Annotated in this window: 16 protein-coding genes and 1 pseudogene; 3 read left to right on the plus strand and 14 right to left on the minus strand. The window is 36.6% G+C overall.

The genetic code is table 11. The annotated features are described in order from the left end of the window. Nucleotides 1-121: 121 nt before the first annotated feature. The 10 genes from EKB01_RS08245 to EKB01_RS08290 form a co-directional block, all read right to left on the minus strand. Nucleotides 122-340 carry a hypothetical protein gene (locus tag EKB01_RS08245; protein ID WP_000832176.1) on the minus strand — a complete coding sequence of 73 codons (219 nt, stop codon included), beginning with the start codon at nucleotides 338-340 and terminating at the stop codon, nucleotides 122-124. 17 nt (nucleotides 341-357) lie between these two features. Then, nucleotides 358-999 (minus strand): type II CAAX endopeptidase family protein, encoded by a 642-nt coding sequence (locus EKB01_RS08250; protein WP_167266543.1) that lies wholly within the window; start codon nucleotides 997-999, stop codon nucleotides 358-360. 9 nt (nucleotides 1000-1008) lie between these two features. Continuing rightward, complete coding sequence (locus EKB01_RS08255) at nucleotides 1009-1743, minus strand: DUF3169 family protein (protein WP_208288078.1); 735 nt, start codon at nucleotides 1741-1743, stop codon at nucleotides 1009-1011. A gap of 18 nt (nucleotides 1744-1761) precedes the next feature. After that, nucleotides 1762-2112: a PspC domain-containing protein gene (locus EKB01_RS08260; protein WP_167266548.1), complete on the minus strand. Its 351-nt coding sequence runs from the start codon at nucleotides 2110-2112 to the stop codon at nucleotides 1762-1764. A gap of 2 nt (nucleotides 2113-2114) precedes the next feature. Then, nucleotides 2115-2312, minus strand: a complete 198-nt coding sequence (locus tag EKB01_RS08265) for a hypothetical protein (RefSeq protein ID WP_167266551.1) — start codon at nucleotides 2310-2312, stop codon at nucleotides 2115-2117. After that, entirely contained in the window at nucleotides 2299-2487 is a 189-nt protein-coding gene (locus EKB01_RS08270) for a hypothetical protein (protein ID WP_001046120.1), read from the minus strand. The genes EKB01_RS08265 and EKB01_RS08270 overlap by 14 nt, the downstream gene beginning before the upstream one ends. Then, on the minus strand, nucleotides 2487-2690 hold the full coding sequence (locus EKB01_RS08275) for a helix-turn-helix transcriptional regulator (protein ID WP_061421790.1): 204 nt from the start codon (nucleotides 2688-2690) through the stop codon (nucleotides 2487-2489). The genes EKB01_RS08270 and EKB01_RS08275 overlap by 1 nt, the downstream gene beginning before the upstream one ends. 143 nt (nucleotides 2691-2833) lie before the next feature. After that, entirely contained in the window at nucleotides 2834-4114 is a 1281-nt protein-coding gene (gene hisS, locus EKB01_RS08280) for a histidine--tRNA ligase (protein ID WP_000775896.1), read from the minus strand. A gap of 77 nt (nucleotides 4115-4191) precedes the next feature. Next, nucleotides 4192-5439 (minus strand): MFS transporter, encoded by a 1248-nt coding sequence (locus EKB01_RS08285; protein ID WP_167266554.1) that lies wholly within the window; start codon nucleotides 5437-5439, stop codon nucleotides 4192-4194. Between the two features lie 197 nt (nucleotides 5440-5636). Continuing rightward, complete coding sequence (locus tag EKB01_RS08290) at nucleotides 5637-6488, minus strand: Rgg/GadR/MutR family transcriptional regulator (protein WP_167266556.1); 852 nt, start codon at nucleotides 6486-6488, stop codon at nucleotides 5637-5639. Nucleotides 6489-6612: 124 nt separating this feature from the next. Between EKB01_RS08290 and EKB01_RS08295 the strand changes: the two genes are divergently transcribed. Beyond that, nucleotides 6613-6954 carry a metal-sulfur cluster assembly factor gene (locus tag EKB01_RS08295; protein ID WP_001204052.1) on the plus strand — a complete coding sequence of 114 codons (342 nt, stop codon included), beginning with the start codon at nucleotides 6613-6615 and terminating at the stop codon, nucleotides 6952-6954. A gap of 83 nt (nucleotides 6955-7037) precedes the next feature. On the opposite strand, the pseudogene ilvD reads toward EKB01_RS08295, so the two are convergent. Next, nucleotides 7038-8824, minus strand: a pseudogene (gene ilvD, locus EKB01_RS08300) (dihydroxy-acid dehydratase). Between the two features lie 221 nt (nucleotides 8825-9045). Between ilvD and rpmF the strand changes: the two are divergent. Beyond that, complete coding sequence (rpmF, locus tag EKB01_RS08305) at nucleotides 9046-9228, plus strand: 50S ribosomal protein L32 (protein ID WP_000290417.1); 183 nt, start codon at nucleotides 9046-9048, stop codon at nucleotides 9226-9228. A gap of 15 nt (nucleotides 9229-9243) precedes the next feature. After that, nucleotides 9244-9393 carry a 50S ribosomal protein L33 gene (rpmG, locus tag EKB01_RS08310; protein WP_001265622.1) on the plus strand — a complete coding sequence of 50 codons (150 nt, stop codon included), beginning with the start codon at nucleotides 9244-9246 and terminating at the stop codon, nucleotides 9391-9393. Between the two features lie 688 nt (nucleotides 9394-10081). Here the strand turns inward: rpmG and EKB01_RS08315 are convergent. The 3 genes from EKB01_RS08315 to EKB01_RS08325 all read right to left on the minus strand — a co-directional run bounded on the left by EKB01_RS08315 (nucleotide 10082) and on the right by EKB01_RS08325 (nucleotide 14207). Then, entirely contained in the window at nucleotides 10082-12949 is a 2868-nt protein-coding gene (locus tag EKB01_RS08315) for a hypothetical protein (RefSeq protein ID WP_109290250.1), read from the minus strand. A 787-nt stretch (nucleotides 12950-13736) separates the two neighbouring features. Continuing rightward, nucleotides 13737-13949, minus strand: coding sequence for a hypothetical protein (locus tag EKB01_RS08320; RefSeq protein WP_000710706.1), 213 nt, complete (start codon nucleotides 13947-13949; stop codon nucleotides 13737-13739). 66 nt (nucleotides 13950-14015) lie between these two features. Then, nucleotides 14016-14207: a hypothetical protein gene (locus tag EKB01_RS08325; RefSeq protein ID WP_167266559.1), complete on the minus strand. Its 192-nt coding sequence runs from the start codon at nucleotides 14205-14207 to the stop codon at nucleotides 14016-14018. Nucleotides 14208-14404: the final 197 nt, after the last annotated feature.

Here is a 14404-nt window from a genome sequence, read left to right on the forward strand (position 1 = left end):
TTTACCATAAAAGCGCAGGCTCTTCATGAAAATCAGCAGAAAAGTTTGATTGTCTTTAGAAATCAAAACGAACAGACAAAAAATCCGATGAAAACGTCATCGGATTCTCTGATTATGATTCTTAACCTTTTTTACGCTTTTCAGCAATCTCAGCTGCCTTTTTAGGTAGAACAATCTCCGTCGCATAAGCCGAAGCAAAACGCAAGACACCTGCAATAGGCGCAAAGACCACTGCTAGATAGTTGTAAAAGAAATCGCCTTTAAAGGCATAGGCAAGTGCCCCGATGATAAAGAAGAGAACGACCGCCTGTATCACTGCTAATAAAATTACTCGTTTCATGTGACCTCCTGACTCTATTATAGCATGAGTATCATCAAAAAGCCGATTAAATTATTCAAAGCGTGGAGAGAAATGCTATAAAGAAGACCTTTTCGGCTCACATAAGCCAGACCCAAACTCAATCCCAGACTGGCATAAACTAAAAATTGTTGCAAAGTTCCTGGAAAATGAATCAAGGCAAAAAGCACACTTGATACGAGGAGAAACAGAGCTGTCTGTTTGCTGTTGTTTTGCTTAGGAAAGAGATAGCGCGCTAACATCCCTCTAAAGATGAGTTCTTCCGTTAGAGGAGCAAAGACCACTACCATAAAGAAACCAAAGACAGGCTGAGCAACCGTCAATTGTGATACGATTTGTTGATTGACTGACGGATCTTCTGGCAAAAAGAACTGAGCTATAATCGCCACTAGCAAAACCAGGGTTGGCAACCAAATATAACGATTAAAAGCTGTTGTCTGGATGCTAACCTTTTCTGTCTGATACCATCTGTAAACTCCATAAACATAGGCCCCTGACAGGGCGACATAAAGTGGCAAGACTCCAAAGATTGAAGCCCCTAGGTCAAGCGCTGATAAAGCCATACTCTGAACCAGACCATAGCCAAAGAAAAAGGATAGAACAGCTAGCAAAAACCAGCCAAGATTTTTAAGTAATTTCATAAAAGACTCCTATTTGAAATAACGTTTTACCATAGGTAATTTCATCACATTGATATAAATATGGATCGCTCCTACAAGCAAGAAGGCTAGTAACTGAATCTCTCCTGTCAGTAAGGAAAAGAGAACGATTAGAAAATAGAGAGCTGGCAAGACATACTGGTTTAATTGGAATAAAATTCGAAAACTCTGTTCTAAATTAGCCTTGCGCTCCCCTTCATCGTAGGAGTTTATATAGTCCAAGACATCTTTTGGTGTAGAGAAGAATTCCAAATCAAACTGACGAACGATCGCAATGGTCTTATAGAGATATTTTTGAGCACTGAAAATCATCACTAATGCTAAAAAAGAAAGAGATAAGGTTATATAGCTGATATTTAGTACAATTACTTCACTACCTGAGATGAAAAGAGCCAAAAAAATCGCTACGCCTGCACTATTAAAAGCAATAGTTCCAAACTCGAGATTACGATACATTTGTACATAATAGGTTTCATTCAGATCATCATCCATTTCCTCTTGATACAAGGAGTGAAATTTTCTGCTTTTCTTTAAGAAATCGAAAGTCAAAAACATACTAATGAAACCTAACAGTAAACAAATAGATGATATCCATGGAGTCACGGTTTTGACATCTAAAATGGTTCCGTAGTTTTCGGTATAGGCCTTAAACATCCCTGCAAACATGCCCAAGAAGCCTCCCAAGATAACAGCCATTAAAAATAACAATCCACGTTTCTTTTTCATATTCATACTCTTTCTAAACTAAACCAATCCAACTAACCACTGACCAAACACTTTACCTGATTCATAAATAGCTGTCAAGCCCTCTGTTCCAAGTGACACCAAAATCAAACAAACAGCAAACAAGAGAATAGCTTGGTTTCTAGCTTTTTTTGCTCCATCTCCCAAGGGTTCATTGCCAAGCCAACCTGCTAGATAGGCATAGAGAGTTACTGTTATAATCCCAATCTCTGTCGAAGAGAGAAACAGCAAGACTGTCACCAAACGAACGATATTGGCTTGAATGTTAAAATAATTTCCTAAACCTGCACAAACACCGGCAAGTTCTTTGTGTTCAGTATCGACTTGAAAACCCGCTAAAAACTCTTTCATATTCATTCTCCTTTTTCACTTGCTAGATTTTTGAATTTCTTTTCAATCCAGTCAACTACTGGGATGAGAGCAAAGTAGGCCCAAACAAATTGGTCGCTTTGATATGGATTAAACCAGCCTAAGTCCATCCCAATCAGTAAAAACACACTGACTAATAGAACTATGGCAACTACATAATAGATTACTTTATACTTGTTCATCATTTTTCTCCTTTTTCTTCAACCGATTGAAAATGGACAAGAGGACTAAATTAATCCAAAACAAATACTTACTTTCAACAAAATAGAACCAACCCAGTAATGTTCCAATCATAGCAAAAGCATTCACAATAAAGGCAAAAACACTCATATAATAAATCACTTTATACTTGTTCATCACTCATCCTCCTCTATCCGAAATACCGACTCGACTGGTTCATTGAATATCTGTGAAATCTTCAGGGCGATCACAACTGACGGGGTGTATTCGTCCCGTTCTAGTAGGCTAATGGTCTGTCTGGAAACTCCTGCTAGCTTGGCCAGTTCGGTCTGATTGAGACCATCACGAGCCCGAAGCTCTTTTAAACGATTTTTTAGCATTCCCTTCTCCTTTATTCTTAACTTGCTTACATTGTAACACATCTTTTTCTTTTTGACAAGTATAATTGTCAAAAAGTTTATGATTTTTGTCATTTTGTAAAAGAAACTGGTCGGGAGTAAGATCCCGACCAGTTTATCTGTCATTAAAATCCTAGTTTTTCAAATACTTCTGAAAAGTTTTGGCTGATAACATCAAGCGTAACTTCCACTTCTTCTCGAGTTTGGTTGTTCTTAACTGTCACTTGTCCGCTTTCGACTTCACTCTCGCCTAGCGTGATGAGGGTCTTAGCCGCAAAGACATCGGCTGACTTGAACTGAGCTTTGAGCTTCCGATTAAGGTAATCACGCTCTGCTTTGAAGCCTTGTTGGCGAAGGGCTTGTACCAATTCCAAGGCCTTAACATTTGCTTCTTCGCCCAAGACTGCGATATAGACATCTAAAGCATTTTCAATAGGGAGGGCCACACCTTGCTTTTCAAGGATGAGGAGCAGACGCTCTACACCAAGTCCAAAACCAAATCCAGCAGTTTCAGGACCACCAAAGTAAGCAACCAAACCATCGTAACGACCACCTGCACAGACAGTCAAGTCATTGCCCTCGATTTCAGTGATAAACTCGAAAATCGTGTGGTTGTAGTAGTCCAGACCACGCACCATATTGGTATCGATGATATAGTCTACACCCAGATTTTCCAACATCTGACGCACAGCATCAAAGTGAGCCTGGCTTTCTGCATCAAGGAAGTCCAAGATAGACGGCGCATTCTCCACAGCCACCTTGTCTTCTTTTTCCTTAGAGTCCAAGACACGGAGAGGATTTTCCTCCAAACGACGTTGGCTATCCTTAGACAAGGTCTCCTTGAGTGGTGTCAAATAGTCGATCAAAGCCTGACGGTAGGCAGCACGACTCTCAGGATTTCCAAGAGTGTTGAGGTGCAATTTGACACCTTGAATGCCGATTTCTTTCAAGAAATGGGCTGCCATAGCGATGGTTTCCACATCGGTAGCTGGATTGCTAGAGCCAAAGCACTCGACACCAATCTGGTGGAACTGGCGCAAACGACCTGCCTGTGGACGCTCATAACGGAACATAGGGCCCATGTAATAGAACTTACTTGGCTTTTGCACTTCTGGAGCGAAGAGTTTATTTTCCACATAGGAACGAACAACGGGCGCAGTTCCTTCTGGACGAAGGGTGATATGGCGGTCACCCTTGTCATAAAAATCGTACATTTCCTTGGTTACGATATCCGTCGTATCTCCGACAGAGCGACTGACGACCTCGTAATGCTCAAAAATAGGCGTGCGCACTTCCGCATAGTTATAGCGCTTGAAAATTTCACGGGCAAAGCCCTCAACGTACTGCCACTTGGCAGACTCAGCAGGTAAAATATCCTGCGTTCCTTTTGGTTTTTGTAATTTCATAGGGAATCCTCTTTAAACTTAATAGTCTTATTTTACCATAAATAAAGGGATTAAAACAGTATGAATAAAATTAGGATTTAGATATCATTTTTGAGATTAATAACTGTCAAAAGAATAGCTAGCAAGGAAAGACCAACAAATAGCATCCAAGTCAACTGTATATTCCATACAGCTAGAAGTGAAAAACAAGCTGTTCCCACAGGTATGGATAAGGTAAACAATAAACCTAAAAAATTACTGGTACGAGCTAGAACATCTGGAGCTAGATTTTTCATGAGCATGGCACTAATCTTTGGTTGAACTTTACCAGACACATACAGAGTTGAAAAGAGAAATAGTAAACCAAGTACGACTTGATTGAATACATTAGCTAGACCAATTAGACTGAGTCCTACGGTCGCCCACATCATCAATCTAGGCAAGGACTGCTTCCCAAAATAATCATTGCCCGTAAGGCTACTGATGATGATTGCTACTAAAACACAGAATTGATTGATAAATAGTGCCTCTGTGTAAGAAAAATTCAAGAGAGAATGGCTCAAAAAGAAGATGTTATAGATGCTTCCTAAAGCCCCACCCAAGGCATTAATAAGCAAGACAGCAAAGATCATGAAACCAAAGTTTTTCTGTCCACCTTTAAGAAAAACGAGACGTAAATTTCGGTAAATTGTTAGGAACTGGTCTTTGATAGAAAGCTTCTCATTTTTTAGGTTTTCACCATCAGCAGATGACATTGACAGACTCAATTTGCTTTTTCCTAAAAAGAGAATAAAGGCTGATATTAGGAAAAAGCAGGCATTGATTCTCGCAACAAGGGAAAAATTGTTGACCGATAGACCTAAGAGCCAAACTCCAAAAGCTTGACCACCAATAGCTGAAATATAGGTGATAAACTGGGAAAAAGAATAAGCTTCCATCAGATCTTGTTCAGCTACTTTTTTCTTAATGAGAGGCATGCGCAAACCACCAGCAAAATCACTGATTACATCGCTAATGACATTGATCAAACACAGACTAGAAAAAGCAAAGAGACTAGCTTGCTGAACAACTAAAGCTGCTAGAAAAAATAAAACTGCCTGAAACAAACCGCTATAGACCATCCATTTGACCTTGTCCCTTGTGTAATCTGCCCGAATCCCTACAAAAACTGTAAAGAGAGTCGGAAGAATCATGACAATATTCGCCATAGCAACCGCAAAAGATGCTTGTGGCAAGGTCGACGCATAGACGATAAATACCAGGTTAAAAATCGAAGCACCAAAAGCATTGAAGAAGCGCGATAAAGTCAAGAGTCGATAAGCTTGATTTCTAAACAATAGTTTCATAGGTAATCTCCCTTCTTGTTATAATCCCTATATGAAGTATGACTATAGTATAGCACTTAGAAATTGAAAGGGAAAACTTTTGAATATATGCAACACACAAAATGAGCAAAGAAACGATAGAACTTTTGTAACGACCTGAGAGTAGTCAAAAGTTCTATCGCTTAAATTTTCAAATTATTTTCTTAGTTTGCAGATATTCAACAATCGGTTGTATTTCTGTAGTATTCAGCAGATTTGTTACAACCAAGCATCTCAAAAATATGGACAGCATCTTCCATCTTTTTCTGACCTTCCTTGACTCTACCCTGCTTGCTATCAAGAAGACCTTCAGCCCACAAATAGACAATTCGGAAATAGGTCTCATTTTCCTTGTAGAAATGCTCTTTGATGACACGTTTAAAATAAGAGGCATTGGTAAATTCTTCACACTCAATGCTGGCTAAAAAACCATTCAATAACATAGTATGAAAAAGGTTTCGATTACTAGACATTTCCATTAGAAAATCGGATTTGCGGACCATTTCTCGTACATATCTAGTAAAAAGAGAAACAGACAAGAACGGAGAACTGACTGAGAACAAATTGAGTTCATAGATTCCCCAAATCTCAGTAGAAAACAAGTAGTCATGAAGGACTTTCCCTTCCTCTGCCGTTAACTCAACCGTTTCATCCATACTCTTCATATAAGACTTGATAATGATGGCATTTAGAATATGTTTCTGTTTGTTTTGAGAATGGGTATGCTTTTGATACTCCTTGCGATATAAGTCCTCAAGAGGTGCTATATTCTTTAAATCCAAAACATCTGTGATTTCTTTTCTCAACTCCGAATCTGTATCATACTGAAAACCTCTCGCCAGAAAGAGGATTTCCTCTACACTAGCAGATATATTTTCTAGGGCAAATAGAAACTTTTCCACCGAAAGCTCACTCTGACCTGTTTCAAATCGGGACAACATAGACGGAGAAAATTGTCCCCCAGTTGCTTGTCTCAGCGAGATATTTCTTGACTCTCGTAATTGTCTAAAGACTTTTCCAATCTGCTCCATAGACTTCTCCTTAATTCGGTGTTTTATTTATGTTGTCATATTTTTTCAGAAAATTCATCAAAAACTTGCCAAATTGTCAGAATTATGAGAAAATAGAGGATATTTATCAGGTGGAGGGACTGTTATGAGAGACGATATCAAAATCAATGACCGAGCTTTGGCCTTACAAGACCAAATTATCGAAAAACTAGAGAAGGTTTTTGATACAGATGTGGAATTGGATGTTTACAATCTAGGGTTGATTTATGAAATCAATCTAGATGAAACGGGTCTCTGCAAGATTGTCATGACTTTCACTGATACTGCCTGCGATTGTGCCGAAAGCTTGCCTATCGAAATCGTCGCAGGTCTGAAACAAATCGAGGGTATCGAAGATGTCAAGGTTGAAGTTACCTGGTCGCCTGCCTGGAAGATCACACGAATCAGTCGCTACGGCCGTATTGCCCTTGGACTGCCACCTCGTTAATGAGGCAAATCACTCTTGAAGATAAAAAGAAGCAAGCCGAAGATGGCTTGCTTTTTGATACTCAATGAAAATCAAAGAGCAAACTAGGAAACTAGCCGCAGGCTGTACTTGAGTACGGCAAGGCGACGTTGACGTGGTTTGAATTTGATTTTCGAAGAGTATGAGTTTATTTTTTACCTGACTTGTCCATATTCCAGAAGTCTGTCACGGCTCCGCGAGAAGCGGATGATACGATGTGGGCATATTTACCGAGGACACCACGGCTGTAAAGTGGTGGTAAGGTTGTTTCTGCCTTGCGTTTTTCAAGTTCTTCTTCGGATACGGCCATGGAAATTTCTTTGGTATCTTGGTCAACCGTAACGATATCACCTGTACGGAGGTAGGCAATCGGTCCACCATCCTGAGCTTCAGGAGCGATATGTCCGACAACCAGACCATAAGTACCACCAGAGAAACGGCCATCTGTCAAGAGGGCAACCTTGTCTCCTTGACCTTTACCAACGATCATGGATGAAAGGGACAGCATCTCAGGCATACCAGGGCCACCCTTGGGTCCAACAAAACGGACAACGACTACATCGCCATCAACGATTTCATCTGTCAAGACAGCCTGGATAGCATCTTCTTCTGAGTCAAAGACCTTAGCTGGTCCAACGTGACGACGCACTTTAACACCTGATACCTTGGCAACCGCTCCATCAGGGGCAAGGTTCCCGTTCAAGATGATAAGCGGTCCGTCTGCACGTTTTGGATTTTCCAGTGGCATGATGACTTTTTGACCTGGTGTGAGGTCTGCAAAGTCAGCCAAGTTTTCAGCGACTGTCTTACCAGTACATGTAATGCGGTCTCCGTGAAGGAAACCATTTGCCAACAGGTACTTCATAACAGCAGGCACACCACCGACTTCGTAGAGATCTTGGAAGACATACTGACCAGAAGGTTTCAAGTCGGCCAAGTGAGGTACACGCTCTTGGATTGTATTGAAGTCCTCAAGTGACAAGTCAACATTAGCCGCATGGGCAATGGCAAGCAAGTGAAGAGTGGCATTGGTTGACCCACCGAGAGCCATGGTTACTGTAATGGCATCTTCAAAAGCTTCACGAGTCAAGATATCTGATGGTTTGAGACCAAGCTCCAGCATCTTGACAACAGCTCGTCCTGCCGCTTCGATATCTTCTTTCTTGTCAGCTGATTCAGCTGGGTGAGATGAAGATCCTGGCAAACTCATACCGAGAACTTCGATAGCAGTCGCCATGGTATTAGCTGTATACATACCACCACAGCCACCAGGGCCAGGGCAGGCATTACATTCAAGACGCTTCACGTCCTCAGCTGTCATGTCACCGTGGTTCCATTTTCCGATTCCTTCAAATACAGAAACCAAATCGATGTCTTTGCCATCAAGATTTCCCGGTGCAATAGTTCCTCCATAGGCGAAAATAGCCGGGATATCCATATTAGCAATGGCAATCATAGAACCAGGCATGTTCTTGTCACAGCCACCGATAGCGACAAAGGCATCCACGTTGTGACCACCCATCGCAGCCTCAATAGAGTCCGCAATGATATCGCGAGATGTTAGAGAAAAACGCATCCCAGGTGTTCCCATTGCAATCCCGTCCGCTACGGTAATGGTTCCAAACTGTACCGGCCAAGCGCCCGCAGATTTGACACCTTCTTTAGCCAATTTCCCGAAATCATGCAAGTGAATGTTACATGGTGTATTTTCCGCCCAAGTCGAAATCACTCCCACAATCGGTGTTTCAAAGTCCTTATCTGTCATACCAGTCGCACGAAGCATAGCACGGTTTGGTGATTTAACCATACTGTCATAAATGCTACTGCGGTGACGTTTATCTAATTCAGTCATCTTATCCCTCCCGTTTCAGTTTTTACTATTATAGCACATTTTAAAGGCAATGAACAGAAGAAAATTCTTGAATTTTCAGAAAATTCCGATTAACAACTTCTAATTTTTTCATCTTTTTTTGTCAAGTAACTTTACTTTACAAAAAAAATGTGTTATCCTAGTATGGTTGATGAAAATCAGTAGATTGAATCGAATTTAAATACCTAAAGGAGAAAAAGAAAATGGCAGTACCTGCACGTCGCACCTCAAAAGCGAAGAAAAACAAACGTCGTACACACTACAAAGTAACAGCTCCATCTGTAAACTTTGACGAAACTACTGGAGATTACTCACGTTCTCACCGTGTATCACTTAAAGGATACTACAAAGGACGTAAGATCGCTAAAGCTGCATCAGCTGAATAATAGAAGGGAGATACCATGCGCGTAAATATCACACTTGAACACAAAGAATCTGGTGAACGCTTGTACCTTACTTCTAAAAACAAACGTAACACCCCAGACCGTCTTCAATTGAAGAAATACTCACCAAAACTTCGCAAACACGTTGTGTTTACCGAAGTGAAATAAGGGTTCACTACTCGTCAGTAGACTTTAGAAACCTTGATTTAAAGCAATTCTTGAATTTCGAAATTTCACTACATTGCGATATGAATCAATCGAATCACTACCTTTTTCACTACCTTTTATGAAATAAGAAACTGATTCGTTTATTTAAAAAGAAGAGGAACTTTAGTGTCAAGCTCCTCTTTTTTATTTGTTCTTTTACTTACAAATCGTAAGACCTGGTTTTGAAAGTATGGGTTTCAGTTGGACTAAAAATGGCGTAATATCAAGGCTTTTCAGAACGATATATACTTATTCATTTCATGAAATTTGAATCAATATTTTTTTAATAGGGGAATAGTTTAGTTCTGTAAAAATTAACTTCTACACCCACAAAGATTAATCTGATGGACTTTATAACAGTCCAAGCAAAAAAAGTAGAGAAAAAGGTAGAGATTGAAATAATAGTAGAAATTCAGCGATCACAGTTTCCCTCTCTATATTTTAATCACTCTGATAACTCTGTTTCCACCTTGTATTTTCGTTATACAGTTACTTAAATCTTGAGCGTACAAAAACTTACTCAAATTGACGAATAATAAAGATTGAATATTGTTAGTCTATGAATTATCCACCTGTTTTTCTAAATGGATTATTAAAACTGTATATTAAGCTCTAACTACTCAAAAATATTATTTTGAAAACTGATTTGTTACATTTTTCCGAATATCTCTTCTAAACTCTTTTCTATTTCTTTATGAACATAATCACTTAATGGTGTATTTCCACTAGAATTTCTTGAGAATAAAAGAGTTGAAAAATCACTACTACGACTAGAAACATCTTTAGGGACTCTGTTTAATGAGTGATAGCTTTGTAGTATTTCATCATATATTTTTTCATAACACTTACTTAAATCACCTAGCGATACTTCAATTAAATTTTTATCTCCGGAATATGCCACATGATAATAACCTATCCACGGATTTCTTTCATCATCCTTATAAGTGACCAGTAGTTTGTATGGCATATCTTGAATTTTCGAAAAATATCTATAAATATTTGGAAAGTTATATTTTACCATTTCCAAATAACTCGCCTCAGCGAAATTTAAAAATGTCTCAACTATTTTTATTTTTCTTTTTGTAGAATATAAGTTCATTACTAAGCCATTTGACTCTGAATATTCTCTATCACGATCAGGTATGACAAAACTTCTATAATCTACATCAGACTGCAGCAAAATAGTTATCAGTTTATTTAAACTAAACAGCTCTACTCCTTCAGAAGTAGTATAACTTGCAACCTCAGGACAATCTTGAAGGATTTCATCTATCCTTTTTCTAACATTTTTACTCATTAAAGATATTTCATCAATATCTTTAAGCCAAGGTAATTTATTTTTTATTTCTTTCAAAAGTTCACATAAAATATAATTACTTGCAGGTAATGATTTCTTTTCTAAAATAGTTTTCAGATTATCTTTAATAATATCTATTGCTATTTTTCTACCACTATCTCCTATAAGGCCTGATAATTCTAAGTTTGTACTACGCTGAACCATTTGAGTCGTTTTAAAAAAGATAGTAGCCTGATATTCTTGAATCGCTTGACTCAACAATTCAGCGCTGATAATTTTTACATCTGGAACGCCTTTGTCCACGATATCAAACCAATAATAAAGGGTGTTTTCTTCCATACCTCCAGCAATTCCTATTTTTGATTCCAATCTACAATTTTCCATGATAAATGGTTCAAATTGCTCTGATATAGAGGAGAAATAGTTTTCTACTATAAATTTATATGTTTTGAGAATCTCTGATAATATTCTTTCTACATTATCTTCCCTAGAGAAATCTGTAATCCCATTACTCCTCAATAAATCATTTTTAGAATTAACACATTCAACATAAAGAGGCAAGTTATGTTGTAGAATAAAATCTAAAAATTTATCCTGCTCTTCAATGGTTGAAAACAATCCAGAGATAAAAATGACTACTTCTCGCCATTCTTCATTATGGATAAGTTTTTCAAGAAGTTCTGTATCTGATGAAACTGTTAGGCTATTCGTAATATAGTATGCCGCACAAAACTCCTTAAATAACTTATGAGAAAAATTAATTCTATCTGAAATACTAAAAATTCCAAAATTTAAGAAATAATCAATTGTATTTCTTTTATTTGGTGTAGACACTGGATAAGAACTTATTATTTTATCTACTTCACTGTATGTAAAACTAGACCGATCAAAATGTTCGTAAGAAAATTTGCCAAAAAGATTTAATGTTTCATGTAGGGATAATTCTGAATAACTATTTTTGTAGCGATAATTGTTTTCGAAATACTCTGTAAAAATTTGGGTTCTATTGAGCAACTCCTTATTTTGTCTATTAGCCAGAACAGTTTTACCAATCTTATAAAATAAAGGATTTCTAAACAATTCAAGATATGCTTTAGGAAGATTACTATACCATCCAAGTCTAATTAAATCACTTTGAATCATACTATCAGCAAGATTCGTTAGAAAGAAATTCTTTTCTTCCCCAAGCTCATTCTTATAGCGATTATTTCGTGTGGTAAAAAAGAAAAAATTTTGTTTATATTGTGTCATTAATTGATTGACTTCAGAAAAAAATTTAAATCTCTTTCTCTCATCAATAATATCATCAATACCATCGAAGAACAGTGCTAATTGATTATTAGCGAATAGCTGATTAATAGCCTCTTTAGAATTTCCTTCACAGAAAGGCTCCATTTTCGATTGAATAATCTCGAATAATGTTCCTAAACCATCCACGTACTGCATTAACGGAACATATACAGGAATTAATTGATAATTAGAATATTGTGCACATAATTGATTTATCAGTTTAAAGGTTTCAAATGTTTTTCCAAATCCAGCTTCTCCTTTCAATACAACTTTATGGTATTGTAAAAGAGTATCTAATGAATCTTTTTCCTTACTACCTTCGGTATCCTGAAATAAACTACGTTCAAAATAGTTGGACTGATCAAATGAATCACCTAATGTTTCTAACAAGGTTTCAATATAGGAACGTATTCTAAAATTACCATTTACAACCTGTTTTAACATCGCATTATTATCATCCACAATAGCCGTTATGTGCTGCAACTGCCTGTCTATGCCTTCAATAATCTCTCTAATAGTCCGACACAGTGCCTGCGATTCAGGAGTCCCTATTTTATTAAGTTGTCTAAATATAATTTCAAAATATTTTTGAATAATATGCTTTAACTCAATATTATATAATTTATACTTAGGGTATTTTTCAACAAACAAATTCATGTAAAAATCTACTGATTGATTTATTGTTTTCGATTGTAAAACATCTTGGTTAAGAAAATTTTTTATTATTTTTTCAAGAACGTTCTGTTCAATTAAAAATCTATCAAAATCTAGATAATATATCCTATCTCCATATTTCTCTAATATCGAGACTTCGACTTCATTTTTTAGTTTTTTACTGAAAAGCTTCAGTCTTAACTTCCCAAATACTCCTCTAAAATAATTTCCTAGTTCTTCTATCAGTAAGTTTTCTATTAAAGAAATAACAAGCATACATAATCTCCTTCTATATTCGATAGTATTCCATGTAAGCATTATCCAATGCTTTTTTAATATCTCAATTTTATCTCTGATACTAGTATTTTTAGATTTTTGATGAAGATATAAATTATCAACAGCATTTGAAACAGTAGTTACTAAGCCAAGTGCCGATTAATGTTGTCCCATTTTCAACTGAAAATATCTCTTTTAATTCAAAATTTGCTCATTATAAAATTTACAATAAATCTCTCTTTAAGTTTCTTAGTTTCTCCTTTTTCCCATCTCTCTAGTTTTTTTAAATTGTGACTCTTTAAGAGTCTTTTTCAATCCTAGTTTGATTTAAATCCATCTTAGAGAGTTTGAAAATAGCTTGATATCAAAATTTGCCAGAGATCATCTGTTTTCTTTTTTTAGAAAATTTGAATAAATTTGATCGAAATATGGAAATTTCTCAATACTTTTTAACTTGTTTGTATGTATGTAATCATAATTTAGAATAATAAAGAAACTAACAAAATGAGAAGTTTATAATTTCTGTTATAGATAAAAAGGGAGCTCAATACATATTATATCCCTTTACTATTTATAGTGTTATTATAGCAAAAAACAATGGAATTTCCATTGTTTTTATATTCAAATTCAAAAGATTTTATTAACTTTCCGAAAAATTTATATTTTCCGGAAAAATATCGAAATTAAATCAAAACTAAAAATATCTCATACATTTGAACTGAACCCCAAAAGTTAGACAGAAAAAATCTAACTTTTGGGGTGCAGTTCATCAAAGGTGCTTTTCATTTTAAAAAACTTGTGGAAAAACTTCATCCCATATATCTACTAAGCTTTTCCCGTCAAATACTTTAGCTTCCATAGCTTCATCAATTGTATCAAACTGCTGACCTTCATAATCATAACCAACTACACATATACTCGATAAAAAGCAAGCACCTCGGCTATTATAATTAAATTCAAGATCTTTGTCTAAATATTTTTTAATTTCATCCTTTTTCATATAGGACCATCTCAACTAAAACAATCTCAACAAACAAGATTTTTTCCTTAGATTCTATTCCCACTACTAGCTTTCTATGATGCTGACGATTTCATCTTCAAAATATTCATAAAGAGTTCCATCAACATCTACCATCAAGGAGTCAATCTCCTCGTCATTGTCAGAGGCGTCACAATAGTCTTCTACAAATCCTCTAACTACCGAGCCATTTTTTAACGTGATAATTACATCTGTACGGTTAAATTCCCAGAGTTTCATTTAAATATCCCTTTCAATATTGGCTAATTGCTTGGCTTTTTCGTAGTAAGGTGTTAAGAATTCGATAAATCCTTGTTAGTCGCTTGAATCATGCTCTTCTAAATGCATCATTAGATCAAAGTCATTAATAGTTTTAAAAATTTCAGGATTTTCATTATCCCAAGTCTCGGCAAACTCTTCATCTTCTCCCAAGAGAG

Source organism: Streptococcus sp. CCUG 71758, from assembly GCF_011714815.1.
GTDB classification, from domain to species: Bacteria; Bacillota; Bacilli; order Lactobacillales; family Streptococcaceae; genus Streptococcus; species Streptococcus halitosis.